Raw genomic sequence first — 26,344 nt, forward strand, 5'->3', positions numbered from 1 at the left:
TATGTTCAGAAAAATACGTTTTGAAGCTCAGAAAATAGGAGCGGTTATAGGCCTGCTTATTTTGGCAGGAGGTTTTACATATGCACAGCAGTGGGAAAATACAGGTGGTATGCAGACGGTTTCCGCTGCAGACACCGCGTATAATAACCTGGTCGTGCGTAACGGGAAATATTATCTATCCTATTATGATGTTTCCATGGGAAAAGGAGTGGTTCAGATGTTTGACGGAAATTCATGGAGCTATGTGGGGGACAGTGCCGGTATCACCACAGATATTGCAACTTATAGTTCATTATCAGTCGATAGTTCAGGGAAGATTTATTATACCAATCAGGCAGGATATCCGGATACGGGCTTAGAGGTTCGTCAGTTTGACGGTTCATCCTGGACGCAGTTTCCGAACCCCACAGTATCATCGGTCAATTATCAGGCATCTGCAGTGTCTCCCGCCAATGTTCTGTTTACTTTTTCAGGCCATGATTCCGGTACCGTACAGCGGTATGCAAGCGGAGTATGGGAGCAGGTAGGCAATACGGGGTTTTCCGGGGGTGCTGTTTTTGCAGAAATGGTTATCGGTACCAATAATAAAGTATATACCTGCAACGTAGCGGGCGGAGTGAAGGTGTATGAAAATACAGTTATGGCAACCTCTTCGGATAGTTGGTCATTGGTAGGGGGAACGATCGTAGATGCCGCATCTTCAGGTGAACAGTACAATTCTGATATTGCCGTCGATGCCAATAATAATCTCTATGTAGCTTATGTTTCAAATTCTGCAAACGGACGGAAGCTCAACGTTAAAAAATTCAACGGCACAAGCTGGGTACAGCTCGGGAATGCCAATTTTTCCGGTGGCAGTGTCCAGCATGTAGCTATTGCTGTAACCTCTGCAGGAAAGCCTTATGTAGTGGCAAGCCGTTGGGAAAATGATGATTTTTTGAAAAATACAGTATATCAGCTGAATACAGCTACCAATATGTGGAATTCTTTCGGAGGAAGTTTTATTTCAGACGGAGAAGCAACCTTCAATGACCTCGCGGTAGACAATACCAGTAACTACCTTGTATTGGCCTATTCGCAGGACGGTACAAAAGTAAAAAGGATCTCCCTTGCTCCTGAATGTAACAATACCGATCCGGGAAACAATACAGGAGATACAGGATGTGTCAAGTTCAGTTACAGAGGGCAGCCTGTATCTTATGCTTCCGTACGGGGAGCAGACGGGAAAATCTGGCTTCAGCAAAACCTGGGAAGTACCCAGGTGGCTAACGCTTTTGATGATGCCAATTCTTATGGCGATCTTTTCCAGTGGGGAAGATGGGATGACGGTCATCAGCTGAGAAATTCAGCTACTTCATCAGCGCCATCAACGAATTTCCCTGACGGATTAACCGGAATAAATGCGTTTATATTAGGGTCAGGTTCAGCATCATGGTGGTCTACCAATGCAACCAGTGATGCCTGGAACGCTGCCTCTGCATCAGACATCACTTCGGCAGTCGGTGCAGATCCGTGCAAGGCAGTCGGTCCGGGATGGAGGTTGCCTTCACAGGCAGACTGGACAGGTCTGGTAAGTGCTGAAGGAATCGGTAATCCTGCTTCCGCATATGCCAGTAGCCTGAAATTGTCCGCCGCAGGAAACAGAAGCAATACAAACGGCAGTTTTACGTATGTGGGTGCCAGAGGATATTACTGGAGTTCCGATACGGCCAATTCCGGAGGTAAATATCTATACATAGGCTCTTCAATTGCGAATGCGGGATCAGGAGCTCCGAGAGGGCAGGGAGAATCGGTACGCTGCCTGAAAGATATCACCGGATTATCCACCTCTGAAAATATGTTTACTGTTAAACCAATCAGCGTGTATCCGAATCCTACCCATGGAATCCTGCACATCAAAACAGATTCAGCTGTCGAAAGCGTAGCTGTAAACAATGTTGCCGGCCAGAGAATACCCGTTCTGTTTTCTGATCACCAGATTAATATGCAGGGGCTTCCCAACGGAATGTATATCGTGGAATTAAAGTTAAAGAACGGCCGGACTTTATCTGAAAAAGTAATTAAAAATTAATTTCTGGCCTGTCTAAATAATGATAGGTTAAGAAAACAGCTTTCATTGAAGTTAGATTTTTATTATTGAACTTACGGCGCGGGACTTAGTCCCGCGCCGTAAGCATTTTCAAATATGGAAGTTAACAGTACAGAATATCGGTAAAAAAAGGTTTTACAAGATCTCATCAGTTAAAACCGATCTTTTTTATGAAAAGGCAGAAAAATTGTCAGAAATGGATTATTTTAGTATTCAATTAACTAAATCCGATTTATGAAAAAATTTTATTCCGGTATATTTTTGTTTGTCATTACATTGATCTTCGGGCAGATAACCTATACCATAACCCCTAATCCGTTTAATGAAACGGATGCCATAACACTGACGGTACCTGGAAGCCAGATTGATGAAGCGGCATGGGGCGTTTCAAACAATGCCGTGTATATCTGGTCCTGGTCATTTGATGTCAACTACCAGAACAGCCAGGATTGTCCGACTAACGGCAGCTGGAACAATTCCAGTGAAGCCAACAGATTAAATTATAATTCTGCAACGGATACGTATTCTTTAGCCTTTACCCCTACTGTTTTTTACGGCAGGACCGGAATCGGAAGATTCGGTTTCCTGCTGAAAGATAAAACAGGAAGCCATCAGACTTCACCTGATATTTTTGTGAACGTCGGAGTCCTCAATCTGAATCTGACCAGTCCCGCAGCCGGCAGCCTTACATCAGTGCCGGCAGGAAATCCTATTAACATTACAGCCACAACCAATGTAAATGCGACATTCCAGTTGAAAGCCAACGGGACAATTGTACATTCCACAACAGTTCCCGCTACCTCATATACCTACAGTTATACCGTTACAGGAGATGCTGATATGGAGCTGATTGCTACCCAGGGCTCAACATCTAAAACTTCTGCATTTACTTTACAGGTTCCGAGAACGGTGGTTTCTGAAGCAGTACCCACCTGGATCAGGCAGGGGATTAATTATCATCCGTCAGACAATACAAAAGTAGGCCTGGCCTTGTATGCGCCGGCTAAAAATTTCGTTCATGTCATCGGGAGCTTCAACAACTGGAGTGTAAATGATGCTTACCTGATGAAAAGAGATACCGCAAACCCGGATTTATACTGGATTGAGCTGAGCGGATTAACGCCGCAAGAGCTGTATACTTTCCAGTACAGGACCAATGATCTTAAGAAAGTGGCAGACCCTTATTCTCCGCAGATCTTATCATCTTACGATGACCAGTATATCTCTTCAGCAACCTATCCGAACCTGCCCCCGTTTCCTTCAGGACAGGGCTTTGAGGTTTCTGTGTTTAAAACCGGGCAGGTGCCTTACAGCTGGCAGGTAAATAACTTCCAGCGCCCGGCAAAAGAAAACCTGGTCGTATATGAGTTATTGTTGAGGGATTTTACCCAGGAGAAAAACTGGCAGTCGTTAATCAATAAAATCGCCTATTTAAAAGGACTGAACATCAATGCAATCGAGCTGATGCCAATCATGGAATTTGAAGGAAATCTGTCGTGGGGTTACAATACCTCTTTCCATTATGCTCTGGACAAAGCTTACGGTACTCCGGAAAAATTTAAGGAATTTGTGGATCTGTGCCATCAGAATGGAATTGCCGTGATTTTGGATGTTGCCTTTAACCATGCAACGGGACGCTCACCATTGGTAAGGCTCTGGAATGTGGATCCTGATGGCGACGGTTATGGAAATGTAGCGGCGAACAACCCTTATTTTAATACCGTTCCCAAACATTCCTATAATGTGTTTAATGATTTCAACCATACCAACCCTGCCACAAAATACTATGTGGAAAGATGCCTTCAGCAATGGCTGACAGAATATAAAATTGACGGGTTCCGTTGGGATTTAACAAAAGGATTTACCCAGAACTGTTCTGAAACCGATGAAACCTGTACCAATGCCTACCAGCAGGACCGGGTAGATATCTTGAAAAATTATGCAGACAGGCAATGGGCAATTGATCCTAATTCTTATATGATTTTTGAGCACCTGGGAACCGATCAGGAAGAGCAGCAATGGGCCAATTACAGAGTAGCCGAGGGAAAAGGAGTGCTGCTTTGGAACAACCAGAACGGATCTTATAACCAGAATACCATGGGCTATAAAGAGAACAGCAATTTTGACAGAATGAACCACACGCTTCACGGCTTTACAAATATGCATGCTGTAGGATACGGTGAAAGCCATGATGAAGAAAGGCTTATGTTTAAAAATCTTGCTTATGGTGCAGTAAACGGAAGCTATGATGTTAAGAACCTAAATACAGCTTTAACAAGAATGAAGGCTTTCGGGGCAACCTTCTTTACCATTCCCGGTCCGAAAATGATCTGGCAGTTTGGCGAACTGGGATATGAATTCAGCATCAACCGATGCGCGGACGGAACTATTAATAACGGCTGCAGAACAGATGAAAAGCCGGTTGCCTTTACCCTGGGATATGATACCGATGCCAACAGAAAATCGGTATATGATACCTGGGCAAAAATCATCAGTATCAGGAATACATATCCCGTTTTCAGATCAAAAACCTACACGATTGAATCCAATAATCTGTCTAATGATCCCAACGGTTTAATCACAAGAATCTATGTTTATGATAACCTGTTAAACGCCGGAGTTAAAAATATTGTCGTCCTGTCCAACTATTCTACGTCCGTGCAAAATGTGGTTCCCTATTTTCCTTACACAGGCCAGTGGCAGAACTTAATGGATAATTCTGTTTTAAATGTCACTTCAACTGCAGCTCCGGTTACACTTCAGCCCGGAGAATTCAGGATTTTCGGAAATTACACCGGATCGTTGTCAACAGCTGATGAGAATGCATCCAACAAACTGTCGCTTCAGGTTGCAGATAACCCGGTGAAGAACGGACAGGCAAAATTCATTTACCATAAAGCCAAAAACGGAGAAATTGCAATCTATGAACTGAGCGGTAAAAAACTGGATTCATTTAAACTGAAAAATGAAGACGGAACCTATGATCTCAAGGTCAATTATCCGGCAGGTACTTATCTGGTTCACTTAAAATCAGATACCGGAACAGCCATCCAGAAAATGATTGTCCGGTAATATGTTTTGAAAGTAATCCTGAACTTTATTTAAAATAATTCAGCATTAAGCTGAAGATCAGATCAAATTTGCAAAGCTCATGAAAATGAGCTTTTTTTGTTACTGATCAATCCGTATCTTTGCCAACTAAATTTTTACTATGTCTAAATCATTAATTCCAAAATTAGAAGCAATAAAACAGAGATATAATGAGGTGGCCGACCTTATTATTCAGCCTGATGTTATTTCTGATCAGAAAAAATATTCTTCGTTAAATAAAGAATACAGCGATTTAGGAAAAATTGTACGCGTTTACGATCAATATAAAAATGCTCTGGATAATATCGCAGAATCTGAAGAAATCATCGCAGACGGTTCAGACAGAGATCTTGTGGATATGGCCAAAGAGGAAAAAATGGAGGCTCAGGCAAAACTTCCCGGTCTTGAGGAAGAACTGAAAGTGCTTCTGATTCCGAAAGATCCTGCCGATGATAAAAACGTAATTGTAGAACTCCGTGCCGGAACCGGTGGTGATGAAGCTGCCATCTTTGTGGAAGATGTATACAGGGCATATTCCATGTTCTTCAAAACCAAAGGATGGAAGCATGAAATTACTGATTCTAATGAAGCGGCAAAAGGGTACAAAGAACTTATCCTGAAAGTGGAAGGAGAAGGTGTATACGGGATCATGAAGTTTGAATCCGGAGTCCACCGGGTACAGCGTGTCCCGGAAACCGAATCCCAGGGCAGGGTTCACACGTCAGCAATTACCGTTGCCGTTTTACCGGAAGCCGAAGAAATTGATTTTGAACTGAATCCTGCAGATATTGAAATGCAGACTTCACGTTCAGGAGGTGCAGGAGGACAAAACGTAAACAAGGTGGAGACCAAAGTACAGCTGACCCACAAGCCTTCCGGAATGGTGGTCATCTGTCAGCAGGCCCGTTCTCAGCTGGCCAACCGTGAACTGGCGATGGAAATGCTCCGTACCAAATTATATGACATTGAAGTCCAGAAATCTGTAGGTGACATTGCGGCACAGCGAAAATCTATGGTTTCTACAGGAGACCGTTCCGCAAAAATCAAAACGTATAACTATCCTCAGGGAAGGGTAACGGACCACAGAATTAACAAATCCATGTATAATCTGGATGCCTACATGAACGGTGATATTTCTGAGATGATTGATGCGGTGATCATGGCGGAAAATGCAGAGAAAATGAAAGGGGAAGAAGAGAATTTATAAATCTTCAGTACAGATAAACACAGGCCTCCGGATAATTTCGGGGGCTTTTATTTTGAACTTAACCGGACATGACAAATAAAAATTTGCAATAAAATATTTTAATTCAATTATTTATATTTTTAAAGCCTGTTTATTTTTAAGTTTTCAATAAAACATTCAGATATGGTATGTAATTTGCGAATAAATAATAGATTTATGCATCTTGTGAGAGAGCATAAGTACTTGTACCGCTTAAAACAACTATATGAAAAACCTTAAGATTACCATTTTGGTAATGCTGATGTTCTGTACTCAAAATTTTAAATCGCAGAATATTTTATCTCCCGAAAATGTATTTCACCTTTATTTTAATTCCTTTGTAAACTTTGATGATGACTCTTTAAAAGAACTTAACAGCTATATTATTAATTTTTTAGGTAAAGACAATACCCACAAAATGAATCTGGAAGATGCATATAATCAAAAGGTAGATAATCTTACTCAGGTTTTTCTTTCCAATCTGCCGGCTGACGTAAGCTCGAAATGTAAAACCGAGGCACATGATTACTTCGATGTTTTAATGAATAATTTCAGAAGTGGAACCTATAAAGTTAAAACCATAAAATCAGTTACCAACCCGGAATTGAAAGACCAGGAAATAACAGAAGTTACCTACGAAATAAGCTTTAAAGTCCCCTCAAATCTTGCCTCACTGAACATGGGTGATATTAAAAAAATAGGTGGAGGTGAAATGAAAAAACACCTTATTGAAGCAGCCAATCAGCTTAAAAGAGCAGATAAAACAGTTACGGCAGAACAGAAATTCAATCTTTATCAGGTAAAAAACGGTTCTGATACCTATTACTGGAATGGCGGCCCGCAGGAGCTACTCTGGAAAGCCACTGAATTTTACTTCAGGAATCTTAACTAACCAACAATTTAAACAGTCTTTTTAAGGCTGTTTTTTTTGTATAATTTTAGGATATGGTAATTCATTTACACATAGCTGTAAGTAACCCCGTATTTGATTTAGATTTCTTATTTTTGGGAAAATAGCGTATTATGAAATTCAGACCGATTTTACTAACTGCCGGCGTTTTGTTTTCGGCAACATTATATTCTCAGAAAATGATCTATCCAAAAGCATTAAAAGGTACCCAAACAGATACCTATTTCGGAACAGCTGTAGCAGACCCGTTCAGGGATTTGGAAAATGATTCTGAAGCGACCAGGAAGTGGGTGGATGAAGAGGTGGCGTACAGCCAGAATTATCTTTCAAAAATTCCTTTCAGGGATCAGATTAAAAATCAGCTGAGGGATATCTGGAATTATGAGAAAATTTCGGCACCGTTCAAAGAAGGGGATTACACCTATTATTATAAAAATGACGGACTGCAGGCACAGTCGGTTCTGTACAGGACAAACAATAAAACAAAAGCTACGGAAGTTTTTCTGGATCCCAATACGTTTTCAGAAAAGGGGACTACTTCGCTTGCCCAGTTATCATTTAACAAAAAAGGAAACCTGGCAGCCTATTCCATCTCAGAAGGCGGAAGCGACTGGAATAAGATCATTATCATCGATGCCGTTTCTAAAAAGCAGATCGACGAAACGCTGTCAGATGTAAAATTCAGCGGGATTTCCTGGCAGGGAGATGAAGGGTTCTACTATTCAAGCTATGATAAGCCGAAAGAAGGGACCGTACTTTCCGGAATGACCGATAAGCACAAAGTATACTTCCATAAATTAGGTACAAAACAATCCGAGGATAAACTGATTTTCGGAGGAGACAAGACCCCGAGAAGGTATCTTGGTGCAGGCGTTTCTGAAGACCAGCGGTATTTAATTATTTCAGCAGCCAATGCAACCAACGGAAATGAGCTGTATGTCAAAGATTTAAAAAACGGAGGGGATTTTATTCAGATCAACAAAGGTTTTGATATTAATGTAAGCATTGTTGATACAGAAGGTGATAACCTGTTTATTTTTACCGATAAAGATGCCCCGAATATGCGTTTGGTAAAAACAACGGTCAAAAACCCGTCTCCGGAAACCTGGAAAGACGTCATTCCCCAGACTGAAAATGTGCTGGCCATCTCCGGCGGCGGCGGTTATTTCTTCGCAACTTATATGGTTGATGCTATTGATCAGGTGAAGCAGTACGATAAAACAGGAAAATTGATAAGAGAGATTTCCCTTCCCGGAAAAGGAAATATTTCAGGATTCGGAGGAAAGGAAAAAGAAAAGGACCTCTATTATTCTTTCAGCAACTATATTACGCCGGGCACAACGTATAAATTCAACGCAGATACAGGAAAATCAGAAGTGTATCAGAAGCCTAAAGTAAAGTTTAACCCTGAAAATTACGTTTCGGAGCAGGTTTTCTATACTTCAAAAGACGGGACCAAAATCCCGATGATGATCAATTACAAAAAAGGGACAAAGCTTGACGGTAAAAACCCAACAATCCTATATTCTTACGGAGGTTTCAATATCAGCCTGCAACCCGCTTTCTCCGTGGTAAATGCCATCTGGATGGAAAACGGAGGCATCTATGCGGTTCCGAACATCCGTGGCGGTGGCGAATACGGTAAAAAATGGCACGATGCAGGAACGAAAATGGACAAGAAAAATGTGTTCAATGATTTCATCGCAGCCGGAGAATACCTTCAGAATAAAGGATACACTTCAAAAGAATACATGGCGCTTTCCGGAAGGTCAAATGGCGGATTGCTGGTAGGGGCAACCATGACCATGCGTCCTGATTTGGCAAAGGTTGCCTTTCCGGGAGTAGGTGTTCTGGATATGCTGAGGTACAATAAATTCACGGCCGGGGCCGGCTGGTCCTATGATTACGGAACAGCGGAAGACAGCAGGGAAATGTTTGAATATCTGAAATCCTATTCTCCGGTTCATAACGTAAAAGCAGGAACCTGCTATCCCTCAACCATGATTATCACAAGCGATCATGATGACAGGGTTGTTCCGGCGCACTCCTTTAAATTCGGTGCAGAACTGCAGGAAAAACAGGCTTGCAGCAATCCGGTTTTATTGAGAATTGAAAAAAATGCAGGCCACGGAGCCGGAAGGGCAACCGATCAGGTCATCAGTGAAAATGCAGATCTTATTTCTTTTGCGCTGTTTGAAATGGGGATTAAAGAAATAAAAAAATAACTTTATAGATTGAAATGTTAAAATGGGAGCATTTTATATTTTATCGTGCTCTATTATTTATATTTGTGCTACATATTTAAAAATTTATTAATTTGATATTATGAAGAAAAGAATTTTACTAATTTGTGCATTGGCTGGTCTTGCTACCAGTGCTTACGCACAGCGATGGGAGCCATCTTCTCAGAAGGTTTCTGAAATTAGAAAAGAGGTAGAAGTGAAATATGCTTATAAAGTAGATTTAACATCACTTAGAAATCTTTTAAAAGATGCCGTTGAAACAGGCAGTGGCGCAAAACCTCTTATCATTTCTTTGCCTACAGCAGAAGGTAAAATTGAAAGATTTGCAGTATACAGCAATCCTGTCATGGAAAAATCTATGGCAGAAAGATATGAATTAGGATCTTATGTTGGGGTCGGGGTTGATGATCCTTCCAAATATCTGAGATTCAGTACTTCACCTACAGAGATTCAGTCGATGATCATTAAAGACGGGGTTTTTCAGTTTATTGAGCCTATTAGTGCTGATAAAAAAACATATGGTGTTTTTTACAAAACAAAAAGAGACGCCGGTGACCATGGTTTTGAATGTACAACGGAAGAACGGGAATTAACAAAGGATATTAAGAAGCTTGAAGAGAACGGCAAAAAAAAACTGTCCGGCGTAGGCATTACAAGTAGGCCGTCCAGTACAAAATACAGAACGTATAGGCTGGCACTGTCCGTTACAGGAGAATATACCCAGGCTGCCGGTTCAGTTCCCAATGCAGTTACACGGATGAATAATACAATGACCCGTGTAAACGGTGTTTTTGAAAAAGATTTTGGTATAAAATTAATAATACAGGATCTTCCTAATATTATATTTACAGATCCGGCTTCTGATCCATACTCCAATAATAATTTGAATTTACAATTACAGCAGACATTAACTTCTCTGGTCGGAAATGCAAACTATGATATGGGGCATGTATTTAATGCTGACGGAGGTAATGGAAATGCAGGATCAATAGGATCTACCTGTGTTAATCCTGCTAATGCTAATTCTTTAGCCAAAGGCTCAGGATTTACACAAAGTACAAACCCTACCGGAGATTTATTTGATATAGATTATGTAGCCCATGAAATGGGACATCAGTTGGGAGGTAATCATACATTTTCCCATGCAAATGAAGGTTCCGGTGCAAATGTAGAACCTGGAGGAGGAACAACAATAATGGCATATGCAGGGATTACGCAGGATAATGTGCAGGCAAATTCTGATGCGTATTTCCATTATAAATCAATTGATCAGATATTAACGAGTTTAGAAGGCAAAACAACATGCGGAACATCCCAGGATGTTACAACAAATACACCGCCGGTAATTTCTGCACTTACTGCTTATACTATTCCTAAAGGGACTGCTTACTATTTAGATGCAACTGCAACAGATGCACAAAATGATCCTTTGAAATATACATGGGAACAGTATGACAGTGTAGGTATTACAAATTCTATTTCAGGAGACAGTGGCTGGGGGTATAATACAGAAGGCTCTATTGCCAGATCTTTCTTCGGTACAACCAGTGGAAGAAGATATTTTCCTAGTTTACCATTAGTTATGAATGGTACGCTTACCAGTAAAGCAACTTGGGAAACCGTTTCATATGTTCCGCGGACATTAAAATATGCTGTAACTGTAAGAGATGAAAATGCATTGAGACCGATGCTTTCCTCCTCTGAGACAACAGTGACAGTAGCTAATGACGGCCCATTTAAGTTTAACGGATTTACAGCATCTTCTGTTTTGTACAATAACGCAGCCAATACCATTCGGTGGGACGTGGCCAATACGAACGCAGCACCTTATAACGTAGCTAATGTAAAAATAGACTATACTACAGATAATGGGATTACATGGACAGATTTAGCAGCATCAACTCCAAATAACGGCAGTTATACAGCACAGATGCCTTCAGGTTTAACGGGTGCAGTAAAATTAAGGGTGTCAGCAATTGGTAATATTTTCTATGCTGTATCTCCACTTATAAATATTGGTACTGCTCCTACCTCTACTACAAATGCTCCAACCGGTTTGGCAGCAAGAGATGCTGATATTTTCAGAACCGCAGCCCTGATCAGCTGGAACAGCACACCGGGAGCAAGTTATTCAGTGAATTACAGGAAAGTCGGAGAGCCTACATGGGCTACAGCAACAAGCAGTGTTAACAGTATTTCCTTGACGGGCCTTGAAGATGAAACCAACTATGAAGTAAGAGTAGCGGCAGTTGTAAATACAGTGCCGGGAGCTTTCTCAAATAATTATACATTTAAAACGAAAGCATTAAGAACAGGAGTTGATTACTGTCTGATGACCACAGGGGGAAATAACCTGAACAGTCCGTATATCAGTGGACTTGTAAACCTAAATGTTTCGAATTTGGTATATGCAGTTAACTCACTAAATACTTCTGCCAAAACATATCTGGATTTTAGTGAAGATGCAACCAAAACAATAAACCTGATAAAAGGAAATCAGTATACAGTTACCTACAGAAATGTAGGAAATGAGGCTGGGTTTAATGATTGGATTGATATCTGGATTGATTATAACAGAAATGGTGTTTTTGAAGCATCGGAGAAGGTTGGTTCTAAATCAGGGGTTCCGGTTCTGAATTCAGGGATAGGTTGGTATTTCCACCAAAGTACACTTTCCTTTACTGTTCCTAGTACAGCTTATGCAGGAGAAAAAACTTTGCGAATGAGAGTTGCAAGCAGTTTTTATAATACAGTAACGAATCCATGTGGAAGCCCGTTTGTGCCAAATATTTCAGCAGGTTCCTTCAGAGATTTTCCGGTAAAAATATCTGAAACGGTATTGGCTGTAGGCGAAACGGATAATACAAAATCAGAAATTTCCATCTATCCGAATCCGGCCGATACTTTTGTTGAGATTAAAAATTTAAAAGAAAAGGCAGATTATAAAATTTACAGTGCCGACGCTAGATTGGTTCAAAGTGGTAAAGTTGATGGTCAAAGAATTGATGTGTCAGGATTAGTAAAAGGAGTTTATGTGATAACCCTTACAACTGATTCAAAAACAATTAATACTAAGCTTATCAAAAAATAGCAATCAAATATAGCTTGTTATCATAATCCGGATGATTCTTCATCCGGATTTTTTTATGTAAATCTAAAATTACAAAGAAAATTTCCTTTCCTGGTAAGGGAATACTTAAGTTTTCGGAAGAAAGTAGAAAGAAAGGAAAGCTATTATTCTTTCAGCAACTATATTGCTAAAAATGTGTAATTTTAGCCATCTAATAAATCTGCAAGTATGAGAAGGGAAGTTCAGAATAAAGCTCCTCAATTTAACATAACCGGGAAAACATCGGAAATTTATCAGTTTGAAAAAGACGGATTGCAGCTGAAATCTTCATATAAAAAAGAAGATATTAAAGATGAATCCTTAACACAGACTGCTCCGGGAATGGCGCCTTATTTAAGAGGGCCATATTCCACCATGTATGTCCAGAAGCCGTGGACTGTCCGTCAGTATGCAGGATTTTCAACGGCCGAAGAGTCTAATGCTTTTTACAGAAGAAATCTGGCGGCAGGACAGAAAGGACTTTCTGTAGCGTTCGATCTTGCAACGCACAGAGGTTATGATTCGGATCATGCCAGGGTGGTTGGTGATGTAGGGAAAGCCGGAGTGGCCATTGATTCTGTGGAAGACATGAAAATTCTGTTCAATGAAATTCCGTTAGACCAGATTTCGGTTTCCATGACGATGAACGGAGCCGTTCTGCCTGTCCTGTCATTCTATATTGTAGCAGCAGAAGAACAGGGCGTATCCCAGGAACTGCTTTCAGGAACCATTCAGAATGATATTCTCAAAGAATTTATGGTGAGGAATACCTATATTTATCCGCCGGCACCATCCATGAAGATCATTGCCGATATCTTTGAATATACTTCTAAAAATATCCCTAAATTCAATTCGATTTCTATTTCAGGGTATCACATGCAGGAAGCCGGTGCCACACCGGTCTTAGAAATGGCCTATACCTTGGCAGACGGATTGGAATACGTAAGGACCGGAATACAGGCCGGAATGAACGTGGACGATTTTGCACCGAGGCTGTCCTTTTTCTGGGCCATCGGGATGAATCATTTTATGGAAATTGCCAAAATGAGGGCGGCAAGATACATCTGGACAACCCTTCTGAAGCAGTTTAACCCACAGAACCCTAAATCCCTGGCGTTAAGGACCCATTCCCAAACATCAGGGTGGTCTTTAACGGAGCAGGAGCCATTCAACAATATTACCCGGACAGCAATTGAAGCCCTGTCTTCGGCATTAGGCGGTACACAGTCTCTTCATACCAATGCTTTGGATGAAGCCATTGCGCTCCCGACAGATTATTCAGCAAAAATTGCAAGAAATACCCAGATTATCCTCCAGCAGGAAAGCGGGATCTGCGATGTGGTTGATCCTATGGGCGGAAGCAATCTGGTGGAAAGCCTGACCCAGCAGATGATTGAAGAAGCCATGAAATACATTGATGAGGTAGAGCAGGAAGGCGGTATGACCAAAGCCATTGAAGCCGGGATTCCGAAGATGAGAATTGAAGAGGCTGCGGCAAGGAAACAGGCGAAAATTGACAGCGGTGAAGAATTCATCATTGGAGTCAATTCATTCAGGTCGGTTTTAAAACAGGGCCAGATTGAAATTTTAGATATTGATAATACAGAAGTCCGCAGGAAGCAGATTGAAAGACTGAACACCATAAAAACGGAAAGAAATGCCGGTGCTGTTGAACAGATTTTGAACGAAATCCGGGAGTCTGCAAAATCCGGTCAGGGAAATCTTCTGGCATTGTGCATTGAAGCGGCGCGCAGAAGAGTGACGCTGGGGGAAATGAGCGATGCGATGGAAGAAAGCTTTGGCAGGTATAAAGCCAATATCAGAACCATTTCAGGAGTATACGCAATGAATGCCGGTAAAAATGAATATTTTGGAAAAGCCCTTGAGCTTACAGGGAAATTTGAAGAAGAAGAAGGCCGGCGCCCGAGGCTGATGGTCGCTAAAATGGGGCAGGACGGCCATGACAGAGGCGCAAAAGTGGTAGCTACGGCATTTGCAGATATGGGATTTGACGTAGATGTTGCCCCGCTATTCCAGACGCCCGAAGAAGTTGCCAAGCAGGCCGTAGAGAATGATATTCATATTTTGGGGGTTTCTTCCTTGGCAGCAGGCCATAAAACTCTGGTTCCTCAGGTGGTGGAAGAGTTGAAAAAACTCGGGGCGGATGATATCACAATTGTGGTTGGTGGAGTCATTCCACAACAGGATTACGAATTTTTATATGCCAATGGTGCTGATTTTATTTTTGGCCCGGGAACAAATCTTCCCAAGTGTGCAGTAGATATTCTTGAAAGGTTTTTAAATTAAATTTAACTTAAATACCTCATAAGTTGCATGGCTTTTGTACTGTTAACCGCAATTAAAAAAAATATTATGGCGTATACAGTAATTTCAGTATTTCCGGTAACTGTAGATACAGAAGATATTAAAAAAGATTTAAAAGCAAAAGGCTTTGACGAAGCAGATATTATTGTTTCAAAATCAAGTGTTGAAAGCGGCCTGTCAGCTGATCATTATCAGGAAGACGAGCAGACCAAAGGTTTTTTTGAATATACCTTTGCCCACGATGCAGAGATGTTGGATACCTACCGCAAGCACAGTATAGGAAGAAACAACATCGTTGTGTATGCAGATAATCTGGAACAGGCTAAAGTGGCAAAATCAGTATTAAATGAAAACGGTGCTCTTGAAGTATATGGAAAACCGTCCGAAAACCAGAGTGATGTGCCGGAAGGGATGTCTGAAGACGAGTACAACGGGATTATCGCAAAAGCAAGGCATAACATTTACTTTTTAGGATCTGACAGATCTTATCATTCCGACAGTGGCAGAGGAATGAAGGATGAAATGGACAGTCTGGGTTCTGAAGATTCATAAACTAAACATTATACAAAAACAAAAGGCCGTCAATCTAGACTGCACCCAAAAGTTTAGACAAAATTAAATAATATTTTGATAGGAAAGAGTTCGGTACTGTACCGGACTCTTTCCTTTTAGATTAAGTCTTATTTGATTGTAATAATTGATATATTCTTTTATTTCTTTTTTCAATTCGTCAATGGTTTTRAATTTTCTGGTGTAGTACATCTCGGATTTTAGTGTTCCGAAGAAGTTTTCGATTAYYGCATTATCCAGACAGTTTCCTTTTCGGGACATACTTTGGATGATTCCTTTTTCTTTTAACAGATGCTGATAGGCTTTCATCTGATATTGCCAACCCTGGTCAGAATGGAGAATGATGTCTTTTGTATTCTTTATTTTCCTGAAACTCTTTTTCAGCATATTTACAATTTGTGCAAAAACAGGTTTCTCAGAAAGTTCATAGCTGATGATTTCTCCATTGAAAAGATCGATTATGGGGGATAAATACAGTTTATTTCCGGAGACATTGAACTCCGTCACATSGGTTGCCCACTTCCTGCCCGGTTGATCTGCCCTGAAATTCCTTTCCAGAATATTCGGTACTGTCTTACCAGRCTCTCTACGGTAGGATCTGTAYCTCTTTACCCTAATGATGCTTTTAAGTCCCAGAACTTYCATCAGTCTCATTACTGTTTTATGATTGACCGTAATTCCTTTTTCTTTAATTACCAAMGTGATACGCCTGTATCCAAACCTGYCTTTATGCCTGTGATAGATCTGTTTTATCAATGCTTTTATCTCAGCATATTTATCATTCTTCTGAAGCATTTTCTGATGATAGTAAAAGCTGCTTCTCGCCATAGATGTACAATCCAGCAAAACTGCCAGATCAAATTCCTGCCTCAATTCCTCTATGATTCCGGTTTTTTCCTTGCCAGAATTAAGGCGTCCAACTTTTTTAGAAMTGCAATCTCGGCGCGTACCTTTCGTTTTCCAAAAGCAGTTCCTGCTCGCGGGTCAGCGGTTTGTCAGATTTTCTTTTCTTACGTTTGTAGTCACTCATTATTTTCGGTCTTCCCCGCGGTTTGTTTTCCAGACCTAAAATACCACTTTTTTCGTAATCCCGCCGCCAGTTCAGGATACTGGATTCCGCTGCAATATTAAACTTTACAGCRGCCGCCCCTTTTACCGACAAACCCTTTTCATGGATTGTTTTTAAAACGACTAATTTGAATTTTACATCATACGTGCTATTGCTCCTGCGCTGCAGTCCCTGCGCTCCATATAACTCATAAAACCGAACCCACTTGCGAACCATTGTCGGATCCAGACCAAATTTATGTGCCAGTGATTTTATTGAAAGATCACTTCCTAAAATCTTCTCTACGCAGCTTTGCTTAAACTCTAAACTATATTTTGATATCCCCATAATTAAAAAATACCCCTAAAAAGTGTCTAACTTTTTGGGGGCAGTCCAATCTGACGGCCTTTTTTATATTTTCCAGGATCTGATCAGCCAGCGGTAGATCAGTTCTTTCACAAAGAAATAAACCAGTACCGGGATTATAATGATCGCTGCCCACAGCAGAGGATTGATATACATGGATAACAGTCCGTTAGAAACACCTGATTGTGCTAAAAAGTACTGTCCTCCGGCAATTACGGCTAAACTGACTGCCAGAACAATCATTAAGTTGATACAGAACCGTCTGCTGATATCGCCTACCATTTTTTTCGGTGAATATCCCAGGCTGTTTTTAATCGATACTTCCTCCTGTTTTTCCAGAAACTGGATTTTAATAAAGCTTACGATAATATAAAGACACAGGGCGAAAATAAAAATTCCCAATAAAGCAATAAGGTTGAGCACAAGGAAAAGTTTTGATTTTATCTTGGCAGAACGCAGGCTCTCCTGATTGGATTCATAATTGTGTTCTTTCATCTTTGAAATCAGGCTTTCATCGCCGGAATCTTGTACCTGTACCAGAACCCTGTTAAAAATTTTAGGCTGATTGGCCAGCTGAGGCTTTTCTGCTAAATTTAAAGAATCAAGGAACTTTTTCGGAATCAGCACGGAATGAATCCTGTCTGATAACCCTACCATTTTTCCGCGGTATGTTTTATTCTGTTTATTGACAACAATATTGATGTTAACCTCAATTTTCTTGGCAAAATCTTCTGAAATCTGCGGCAGGCCCTGGTTTAAAGCAAATCCGTAATTGTACAGGTTCAGGTATTCCCTTGAAATAATAATCGGGATTTCGTCACCTCTTACCTGGAATTCTTCTTCGGTCAATGGAACATCAATTGCTTTTATATCAACGCCTTCAAAATACAGGTCTGTATAAAAAGGAATGAAGTCGCCGCCGTTTGCCGAAGCTTTAAACTCGTTCGCCGAAAACGGATACACGCTTTCCACTTCCTGCCATTTTTTAAGTCCGGCAATATCTTTTTCATTGAATCCGAGCAGTTCCCTCCGCCCGATATTATCAGGCGTAATTTTCTTGCTGAAAGTCAGCCAGTAGTTGCTGTCACTGCTTTTGTTCCCGAAAAGCCGGTTGGCATTTTCATACAGCTGCAGGCAGGACAGCACCAGGATAAAGGCTATAAATAATCCTGCATACAGGATCACTGAGTTAAAAATTTTCTTCATACGCTTTTATAAATGAAGAATTTGATATTCATGTTCAAAAGGAAATTCATTCAATTCAAAGAATATAACCGAACTTCCGCTTTCCCGGGACACCTCATCGATCAATGAAAATGCAATTTTTCTGTTGTTGAAATCCAGGTGGCTGAAACATTCGTCATACACCAGGAAATCTGTCGGATTGATTAAGCTTCTAACGATGGCGCTTCTTTGTCTCTCCCCATACGAGCAGTTTTCCGCTTTTTTATCAAGCAGGTTCCTGATTCCCAGTCTTTCTGCATACTCTTCCATTTTCGGAATGAACTTTTTCCGGTCCTTGTCAAAAACACGTAGCAGGATATTCTCTGAAACCGTAAGGTTCTTAATTAACCTGACATCTTGGAACAGCAGGCTTATTCCCGCTTTCCTGTGCTCCACAATTTTTTCCAGATGCAGGTCTTTTACCACCTGCTGATCATACTTTATGTTTCCTTCATATTGAAAATGGGTTCCCAGTATTGCGGTGGCCAAAGTAGATTTTCCGCTTCCGGAAGGCGCAACAATCAGGAACTTTTTCCCTTTCTGAAAAACAATATTGCGATTCCAGATTTCAGATTGTTCAATATTTTTTGGTGTAAAATATTTCGGGGAGATATTTTCTAAAACAATATTATCCATTCATAATTAAATAATACAATGCATTTTCATCCTTTTTATCCAGTGTAAAGACCGTTTTGGAAACCAGGTTTCCGTCGTCTTCCTTAGATTCATTAACCATATTGGTTACTTTTACGGCAGCATCGTGTTTTTGATTATAATCATTCCCGTCAGACCATGAATAAGCGGTAACCCCGGATTTTTTATCAAGTTTTGAGTTTTTACCCGCCTTCTTGTTCTGGAACTGATAAATTACCGTGTCGTCATCAGAAAAGATCACTTCATTTTTGCCGATCATGTATTTTTTACTTGCTCCGATTGGGCCCTGTAACAATGAAGCCAGCTGCTCTTTCTTATCCGGATTGAAACCCAATACCAGCGCGTTATTGGATCTGTAGGAATAATCCATACTGTCCGTTGGTGCAGCTTTAAAGTCTACAAAAGCATAATCTCCTGTAAAAGTGGAAGTGATATCTTCCAGTGTTTTGTTGGTTGATGCCAGGTAATGGTTTACGGTAGCTTCAAAACCGGCTTCTTTTATCAGGTACTTCATAAAATCCAGGCTGAAGAACCCCACTGTAAACGATTTTGCATTGTCCAGTTCAACATTTTTTACAAGATCATAGTTGACTTTATTTTTATCATAATATTTCTCCACCACTTTCTTCATGTCATTATTAAAGAAGGTCTTGGTATCCATTTCAGCTTTCCCTTTGTCAAAGTTGAAATCAAAGCCCATCCCTGAATCTTTAATCAGTTTATTTACAGCAAGAGTTTCAATATATCCTTTTGAAAGGTAGCTTGCTACAGCAGAAAGGTTTACCCAGCCGCTGATGTCTTTGTTATCTACCAAAGACTGATCCACCTGTTCTTTGATCACGGTGCTTGAAGTGCCTTTTCTTCCCCAGAAATCCGTAAAATATTTTTCACTGAGTTTTGGCACACTGCCTGAAGATCCGCCCATGGAACCGTAACCCGCATAAGGGCTGTAAGATTTTTCGCTGGAAATAATGGCCAGGTCACCTTTTATGCTGCCGGACAGCTTGCCGTCAACATAGATATAGTCTTTATTATCAATGCTTACCTTGCTTTTAGTAAGATCAGACATGCTTTTCTGGAATTTTGCCTTGTCATTGATCCAGAAGAATGCTTTTGCGTCAGGATCATAGGCAGATTTACCCTGGTCAATAATAAAATAAAGAGGCTTGTCCGTATCAATACCAGATTCTTTAGGCTTGCTTACCAGCTGCAAAAAGAATTTTTCGTCATCTTTCAGGTTTTTCTTCTCCTTTAAAATCTTATCAACGGGAATTTTTTCTGAAATGGTATTTAAATTAACCCTGGACAATCCCAATGTCGTGTCTGTGGTATACGCCAGAATTTCATTATTCTTATTGGAATTGCAGGAAAGCAGGACTGCAAACGCAAATACGTAGAACAATGGTCTCATTAAAATGTTTCTCATAATTATTAAGTGTAAGAAACAAATATAACCTTTTGTAATGAACGAAACCCGTTTATCTGTGAATTACAAAAAAATTAGAAATAAACCCTGGATTTAATAAAATTTTATATATTTGCAGCAGAAAATAAAGTTTAACCCATTAAAAAACAACGAAGCAATGTTCATATTAGATCATAATTCTCCTTTCAGTTTACCGCTTATGGTGGTAAGGCTTCGTGGTTGGGTACATTCTTAGAATAACAGTATAATGAAATATCAGAACCCGGAGTCATAAGATTTCGGGTTTTTTATTGCGCAATATTTCAAACTCAAACCAGTTTCCCCGAAATCATTTTTTAATCAGGAGCTTAATCCCGCTGTCCACTGTATCTTTTTTGCCAGCGCTTTTCAGGCCGTGCAAAAAAGGATGCCGTTTCCATCGGGGCTAAAGAAATACTCCACATTGTCATTTTGACGAAGGAAGGATTTATTTCTTACTAATCAAAATGATCATAAATTAAATTTGACTAATTATTTAGTTGAAAAAAATCAGATGCTTAAAGTCTAACCTCTGGCATCTCATATCTAACATCTTATTAAAACAATGGGAAATTTAAAACTAAAAGGAAAAGATATATTAAAATTAGGCTACCCGAACAACCAGAGCGTCAACATCGCTTTGGAGGTGATGAAAAGGAATTTTGCAACGAAGAATATTCATCATGTAAAATCGCTTCTGAAAGAAATTCTGGTCAGTCCGGAGAACTACGAAAAAGATTTAACCTTCGGACAAATCGCGGAAGCCCTGCTTTCATCAAATAAAACAGAAAAAAGGATGCTGAATGCCAACCGGACGTCTTTTCAGATTTTCGGGACTCAGATTTCAGATGAAGCCAAAAGCCAGCTGTACACAGGGCTGAAGCTTCCAATTGCGGTGCAGGGCGCGCTGATGCCTGATGCACACAGCGGCTACGGCCTCCCGATCGGCGGTGTGCTCGCCGTAGAAAATGCCGTAATTCCTTACGGAGTCGGGATGGATATCGGCTGCAGGATGAGCCTGAGTATTCTGGATACGCCGGTTTCATATCTGGACGGAGCGAAAGATAAATATGAAAAAGCACTGGCCGAGCACACGAAATTCGGGATGTATGAAACGCATAAATCCCATATCGATCATGAAATTTTCGACAGGGATACGTTCGATATGATTCCGGTTTTGAGAAGGTTGAAAGGCAAAGCCATCAAACAGATGGGAAGTTCCGGCGGCGGAAACCATTTTGTGGAATTCGGGGAAGTTCAGATTACGGAAGAAGATGCGCAGATCGGGCTCCCAAAAGGGAAATACCTCGGGATTCTTTCTCACAGCGGCTCACGCGGACTGGGTGCGGAAATCGCCCAGTACTATTCAAGAGTTGCGACAGAACAATGTCCGCTGCCGAAAGAAGCGCAGAACTTCGCCTGGCTGGATCTGGATACGCATCTCGGGCTAGAATACTGGACAGCAATGAACCTGGCCGGAGATTATGCTTCAGCCTGTCATGACGATATTCACAGAAGACTGGTGAAAGCAGTCGGCGGACGCGTAAAAGCCAGGATTGAAAACCACCACAATTTTGCATGGAAAGAAATCCATAACGGAAAAGAAGTGATTGTTCACAGAAAAGGCGCCACACCGGCTAGTGAAAATGAGCTGGGAATGATCCCAGGATCAATGACGGCAAAAGGTTTTATCGTTCGCGGAAAAGGAAACTCTGAGTCTTTGAACTCTGCTTCACACGGAGCCGGAAGGGCTTTTTCAAGGGGAGAATGCCGGAATCTTTTCACTCAGAATGACATCAGAAAAGAATTAAAACTCAAGAATGTCACTTTAATGGGCGGAAATACCGAGGAAGCTCCGATGGCGTACAAAAATATCAATGACGTCATGAATGCCCAAAGTGAGCTGGTGGATATCCTCGGTACTTTTCAGCCGCGAATTGTGAGGATGGATAAGTAAAATGATTGATAGGCTGTAATTGCCGGCTGATAGATTTTAGCTGGCAGTTGAACTGTAAACAGTCGAAAATTAATTAATAAAATGAAAAAAATATATCAGCAGAAATATTTCAATTACGACGATAATATATTTGTCGTCTGTCCGGATTGCGGAGAAGATGCTGTCGTGAAAAATGAACATAGCTACAAACAGGCAACCTTGGAATGCAGGCATTGTAATTTGAAGAAAAATGGACATGATCTGATGGTTTACAAAGTATTTGTGAATATTAACTGTCCCATGTGTGCGCATCCTATCCGCTATGAACAGGGAAATCTGAAAGAAAAGCCTAAAACTGTTCTGGTAAAATGTGATGGATGTGATGCTTCTTTTCAGATTAAGCCGAAAACTGAAAAATATTTAAATTCTTTTACGAAACAGGAAGGATTAATACATGACCGGATTTTTGGTTGTCCTTATTATTTTCAGGAAGATTTTAAGAACAAATTATTCTGGGCAAAGAACCGGGAACATCTTTTAGAAATGGAGAATTATGTTTCATCAGATTTAAGGACAAGACTGCCTTACAGAATGCGAATGGTAGAAAGACTGCCAACATTTATTAAAGAAGCTAAAAACAGAGAAGCGATCTTAAAAATTTTACAAAAGTGGAAAAATTAATACAGCTCACCGCAGGAAGAGGGCCTTTAGAATGCCAGTGGGTAGCAGCCAAAGTGCTGAAGGTTTTCCTCGAGGATGCAAAAGCGCATACTATAGACTATGAAATCATTCACCGTGAAGCCGGTGATGAAAATCTGACGGTAAAATCCGTAACCATCCTTTTAAAATCAAAAGAGCTGGAGGGATTTTTAAAAAAATGGCTGGGAAGTATCTGCTGGACAGGGAAAAGTACATTCCGGAAACTGCACAAAAGAAGCAACTGGTTCATCGGTATTTTTGAGCTTGAAGGATTGGACATGATTAATTTCAGTGAACAAGATATCCAGTTTCAGACGGCCCGGAGCCAGGGAAGCGGCGGACAGAACGTGAATAAAGTGAATACTGCTGTTCGGGCTACTCATTTGCCGACGGGGCAAAGCGTGTTCGTACAGGATTCACGATCTCAGTTGGAGAATAAAAAACGGTCTGTCACAAGATTAAAAGAAAAAGTCCTGGAGCATAATATAAGCCAGCTTCAGAAAAGGATGCAGGAAACCTGGAACAATCACCTGCAGGTACAGCGGGGAAATCCGGTCCGTACATTTTCCGGAACAGATTTTAAAAAGTCTTATCAGGAAAAATCTTTCAAAAAAGAAAGGAACAGTTTAAAAAATGAATTAAAAAACTACAGAAATGACCTTAACTAAAAGCAAATATTATTTCGAGGCTCTGGATCATTATCCTTACAGCCTGCCGGATTGCCTGGAAGCACTGAATTATGCGCTGTCCTACGATCCCGAAGATGCAGACAGCCTGTGCCTGATGGGAAGAATCTACAGTGAAATGCTCACGGATTATAATAAGGCAAAACTTTATTTTGAAGAAGCAATGCAGTGTGACATGACCAGTCTCAATGTTCCGCAGTACTATATCAAATGCCTTCTGGACAATGAAGATCTGCGGGAAGCAGAAAAACTCATCAGATATTCTTTAAAAATCAAAGGAATCGACAGGTCAGTAATCTGGATGCACCGGTCTCTGCTTTCCGAAAAAAGAGGAAGCCTGGTAAATGCCCTGAAATTTTTAAAAGAAGCGGAAAAACATTGTTTTACTCCGGGCAGTCTGGAACTGGTAAAAGAACGGAAGAAGTTCATCCGGTCTAAAAGGCAGAAAAACAAAACTGAAAAGAAAAAGGAGACCCAATAGGTCTCCTTTTATCGTATTCTAATCTTACTTTTTATTGACAGAGATCAGTCTGTATTTAACACAGCTTTTGAAGCTATTTTTTAATTGACTATTTTTTCGCAGAAACCACATAATCATAAACCCACTGGTGCTGCTCATCAGTTAACTTCGCTTTCGGCGCCATGGAATTCATGATTCCTACCCACTGTACCGGAGTATGAGCAGCCGGGTCCGGTAATTTATGGCATCTTCCGCAGGAATTTTCAAAGATCGTTTTTCCCTGGGCAATCTGTTCTGCTGTAGACGTTGCAGCCATCGGTGCTGTTGCTGTTGTTGCCTTCGGAGTACAGGATGACAATACAAGAGCTGTAAATGATGCTGCAGCGATAATTTTTTTCATGTTTACTTATTTATTTGAATGAAGCAAATGTAAGAATTTCCTTTTCTCATTAATGGAATCAGGGATAATTTAGACGGGATACAAATTAGCCGCAGATAAATACATGGCGGATTCTTTCACCTGTAAATTGCTGTTTTCTGGTATCAGATGCAGGATTCAGATTCTGTGTTTTGACGCACAGTCTGTAATTTCCTGTAATTTTAATCTTAAAAACATGTTCAATATCAAATTCACTATTGATCATTCACTGTTTAATCCTTATTTTTGAATCAATGAAATTTTCTACACAAGAGCTTATAGAAGGAATACGGTCAGGGAACAAACGCCTGATCGGGAAAGCGATTACATTGGTGGAAAGTAAGAAAACCGAGCACCGGCAGCAGGCAGAGGAACTCTTGAAACAGATGATGCCATTTACAGGAAATTCGGTACGGATAGGGATAACCGGAGTTCCGGGAGCCGGGAAATCTACTTTTATAGAAAATTTCGGAAGGCTTGCCATTTCAAACGGTAAAAAAGTAGCCGTTCTGGCCATAGACCCCAGTTCTTCGATAAACAAAGGAAGTATTTTGGGGGATAAAACAAGAATGGAAGAGCTTGCCAGGGAAGAAAATGCTTTTATCCGTCCCTCTCCGAGTTCCGGGTTTTTAGGCGGCGTTGCCAATACGACATTTGAAACCATGATGATCTGTGAAGCGGCAGGCTATGATTATATCTTAATAGAAACGGTAGGCGTGGGGCAGTCTGAAGTGTTGGTTGCCGATATCACCGATGTCTTTCTGTTCCTGAAAATTATCGGCGGGGGAGATGAACTTCAGGGAATCAAACGCGGGATTATGGAAATGGTAGATGTGGTTTTCATTAATAAAGTAGATCCCGATAACCTGCAAAAGGCAAAAAATACCAGGCTTGAACTGAAACGGGCCCTGGATTTTATTCCGCCAAAGGAAAAAGACTGGAAAGTGCCCATTTTGTTAGGTTCTGCCTTGAATAATAACGGATTGGAAGATGTTTTTGAAAAAATTGATGAGTTTATCAGTTTAAAAAAGAAAAATAACCGCTTTGAAACCGTAAGGACCCAACAGGCAGAGAAACGCTTCGAATACTGGGTGCAGGAATACATACTGTCAATGGTGAAGAAGGATAATTCTCTGGAAGAAGCTTATATTCGGCATAAAAAAAATGCTTCTGCAATGATTTCAAACCCCAGTACAGAAGCAAAATTATTTGTGGAACAGTTTCTAAATAAACCTAATTAAGGCTGGGCTTTCTGCTCTTCATTTTTGGTAATATACCCATCATAAGAAATAGGCTGTCGGTCATTGCTTCTTACAGAAGTAAAGGCTTTACCGTTTTTAAACACCTCAATGGTAATTTCGTCTACCGTAGACTGGTCATTCACTTTTATTTTTACGATCCAGTTCCCTTTCTTATTCTGTGATTTGTTTACCGTAAAGTCTTTTGATGAAAACCGGTAACTGTTCTGTGCCGTATTTCCGTAGCTTGGGTTGAAGACCCTTCCGAAATAAGGCAGTGCTACATCAAGCTTGTCATTTTTTAAATCAATGGAATAATTGCTCCCTGAAAGATCCAGTATTCTCGTAGCCGGGGCATTGGGCAAAGAGGTCATTACGTTGATTACATCATAGTTGGTGGGATTTGCCCTCTGTGCACGGAAAGAAAAATCCTGTGCATTTACCATCATATTGACCGCCTGAGACGGAACGGTATTCTGAGAAGAACAGCTTTGGAAAATCGTCAGAAAGCTGAATATAAATATAATCGGGATATACTTTTTCATAATACGGATTATTTGGGTTTAAACATCAAATTACATGCAAATATACAGCCGTGAAATTATTTTGG

General features: G+C 40.6%; 18 protein-coding genes and 1 pseudogene. 13 read left to right on the forward strand and 6 right to left on the reverse strand.

What is annotated here, in order from left to right; all coding sequences use genetic code 11:
• Nucleotide 1 precedes the first annotated feature (1 nt).
• The 8 genes from ASE55_RS01110 (at nt 2) to ASE55_RS01145 (ending at nt 15,543) form a co-directional block, all read left to right on the forward strand.
• The gene (locus ASE55_RS01110; RefSeq protein WP_056214327.1) at nt 2-2,071 is read left to right on the forward strand and encodes a T9SS type A sorting domain-containing protein; all 2,070 of its coding nucleotides are present in this window, start codon (nt 2-4) and stop codon (nt 2,069-2,071) included.
• A gap of 252 nt (nt 2,072-2,323) precedes the next feature.
• Nucleotides 2,324-5,161: an alpha-amylase family glycosyl hydrolase gene (locus ASE55_RS01115; protein WP_056214331.1), complete on the forward strand. Its 2,838-nt coding sequence runs from the start codon at nt 2,324-2,326 to the stop codon at nt 5,159-5,161.
• A 139-nt stretch (nt 5,162-5,300) separates the two neighbouring features.
• The gene (gene prfA, locus ASE55_RS01120; RefSeq protein WP_056214334.1) at nt 5,301-6,386 is read left to right on the forward strand and encodes a peptide chain release factor 1; all 1,086 of its coding nucleotides are present in this window, start codon (nt 5,301-5,303) and stop codon (nt 6,384-6,386) included.
• A 244-nt stretch (nt 6,387-6,630) separates the two neighbouring features.
• On the forward strand, nt 6,631-7,296 hold the full coding sequence (locus tag ASE55_RS01125; protein ID WP_056214336.1) for a hypothetical protein: 666 nt from the start codon (nt 6,631-6,633) through the stop codon (nt 7,294-7,296).
• A 131-nt stretch (nt 7,297-7,427) separates the two neighbouring features.
• Nucleotides 7,428-9,539, forward strand: coding sequence for a prolyl oligopeptidase family serine peptidase (locus ASE55_RS01130; protein WP_056214339.1), 2,112 nt, complete (start codon nt 7,428-7,430; stop codon nt 9,537-9,539).
• 100 nt (nt 9,540-9,639) lie between these two features.
• A complete protein-coding gene (locus ASE55_RS01135) occupies nt 9,640-12,648 on the forward strand; it encodes a reprolysin-like metallopeptidase (protein WP_056214341.1) in 3,009 nt (1,002 codons plus the stop codon).
• Between the two features lie 207 nt (nt 12,649-12,855).
• Entirely contained in the window at nt 12,856-14,973 is a 2,118-nt protein-coding gene (gene scpA / locus ASE55_RS01140) for a methylmalonyl-CoA mutase (protein ID WP_056214344.1), read from the forward strand.
• A 66-nt stretch (nt 14,974-15,039) separates the two neighbouring features.
• Nucleotides 15,040-15,543 (forward strand): hypothetical protein, encoded by a 504-nt coding sequence (locus ASE55_RS01145; protein ID WP_128414469.1) that lies wholly within the window; start codon nt 15,040-15,042, stop codon nt 15,541-15,543.
• Between the two features lie 63 nt (nt 15,544-15,606).
• Here the strand turns inward: ASE55_RS01145 and ASE55_RS20875 are convergent.
• The 4 genes and pseudogenes from ASE55_RS20875 to ASE55_RS01170 all read right to left on the reverse strand — a co-directional run bounded on the left by ASE55_RS20875 (nt 15,607) and on the right by ASE55_RS01170 (nt 20,279).
• Nucleotides 15,607-16,951: pseudogene (locus tag ASE55_RS20875) on the reverse strand (IS3 family transposase).
• Nucleotides 16,952-17,020: 69 nt separating this feature from the next.
• Nucleotides 17,021-18,181: an FtsX-like permease family protein gene (locus ASE55_RS01160; RefSeq protein ID WP_056214354.1), complete on the reverse strand. Its 1,161-nt coding sequence runs from the start codon at nt 18,179-18,181 to the stop codon at nt 17,021-17,023.
• A gap of 6 nt (nt 18,182-18,187) precedes the next feature.
• Nucleotides 18,188-18,835: an ATP-binding cassette domain-containing protein gene (locus tag ASE55_RS01165; RefSeq protein ID WP_056214357.1), complete on the reverse strand. Its 648-nt coding sequence runs from the start codon at nt 18,833-18,835 to the stop codon at nt 18,188-18,190.
• Entirely contained in the window at nt 18,828-20,279 is a 1,452-nt protein-coding gene (locus ASE55_RS01170; RefSeq protein ID WP_056214360.1) for a DUF4836 family protein, read from the reverse strand. The genes ASE55_RS01165 and ASE55_RS01170 overlap by 8 nt, the downstream gene beginning before the upstream one ends.
• Before the next feature lie 583 nt (nt 20,280-20,862).
• Here ASE55_RS01170 and ASE55_RS01175 point away from each other — a divergent pair.
• The 4 genes from ASE55_RS01175 (at nt 20,863) to ASE55_RS01190 (ending at nt 24,099) form a co-directional block, all read left to right on the forward strand.
• The gene (locus ASE55_RS01175) at nt 20,863-22,254 is read left to right on the forward strand and encodes an RtcB family protein (RefSeq protein ID WP_056214362.1); all 1,392 of its coding nucleotides are present in this window, start codon (nt 20,863-20,865) and stop codon (nt 22,252-22,254) included.
• An 81-nt stretch (nt 22,255-22,335) separates the two neighbouring features.
• Entirely contained in the window at nt 22,336-22,914 is a 579-nt protein-coding gene (locus tag ASE55_RS01180) for a hypothetical protein (RefSeq protein ID WP_056214365.1), read from the forward strand.
• Nucleotides 22,902-23,600 (forward strand): peptide chain release factor H, encoded by a 699-nt coding sequence (gene prfH / locus ASE55_RS01185; protein ID WP_056214367.1) that lies wholly within the window; start codon nt 22,902-22,904, stop codon nt 23,598-23,600. Before ASE55_RS01180 ends, prfH begins: the two co-directional genes overlap by 13 nt.
• Nucleotides 23,587-24,099, forward strand: a complete 513-nt coding sequence (locus ASE55_RS01190; protein WP_056214371.1) for a tetratricopeptide repeat protein — start codon at nt 23,587-23,589, stop codon at nt 24,097-24,099. The genes prfH and ASE55_RS01190 overlap by 14 nt, the downstream gene beginning before the upstream one ends.
• A gap of 88 nt (nt 24,100-24,187) precedes the next feature.
• On the opposite strand, the gene ASE55_RS01195 is transcribed toward ASE55_RS01190, so the two are convergent.
• Complete coding sequence (locus ASE55_RS01195; protein WP_056214373.1) at nt 24,188-24,478, reverse strand: c-type cytochrome; 291 nt, start codon at nt 24,476-24,478, stop codon at nt 24,188-24,190.
• A 272-nt stretch (nt 24,479-24,750) separates the two neighbouring features.
• On the opposite strand from ASE55_RS01195, the gene meaB reads away from it, so the two are divergent.
• Complete coding sequence (gene meaB / locus ASE55_RS01200; RefSeq protein ID WP_056214376.1) at nt 24,751-25,737, forward strand: methylmalonyl Co-A mutase-associated GTPase MeaB; 987 nt, start codon at nt 24,751-24,753, stop codon at nt 25,735-25,737.
• On the opposite strand, the gene ASE55_RS01205 is transcribed toward meaB, so the two are convergent.
• Nucleotides 25,734-26,279, reverse strand: a complete 546-nt coding sequence (locus ASE55_RS01205; protein ID WP_056214379.1) for a DUF4251 domain-containing protein — start codon at nt 26,277-26,279, stop codon at nt 25,734-25,736. The genes meaB and ASE55_RS01205 overlap by 4 nt on opposite strands.
• Between the last annotated feature and the right edge of the window lie 65 nt (nt 26,280-26,344).

It is taken from the genome of Chryseobacterium sp. Leaf201 (assembly GCF_001421435.1).
Classification (GTDB): domain Bacteria; phylum Bacteroidota; class Bacteroidia; order Flavobacteriales; family Weeksellaceae; genus Chryseobacterium.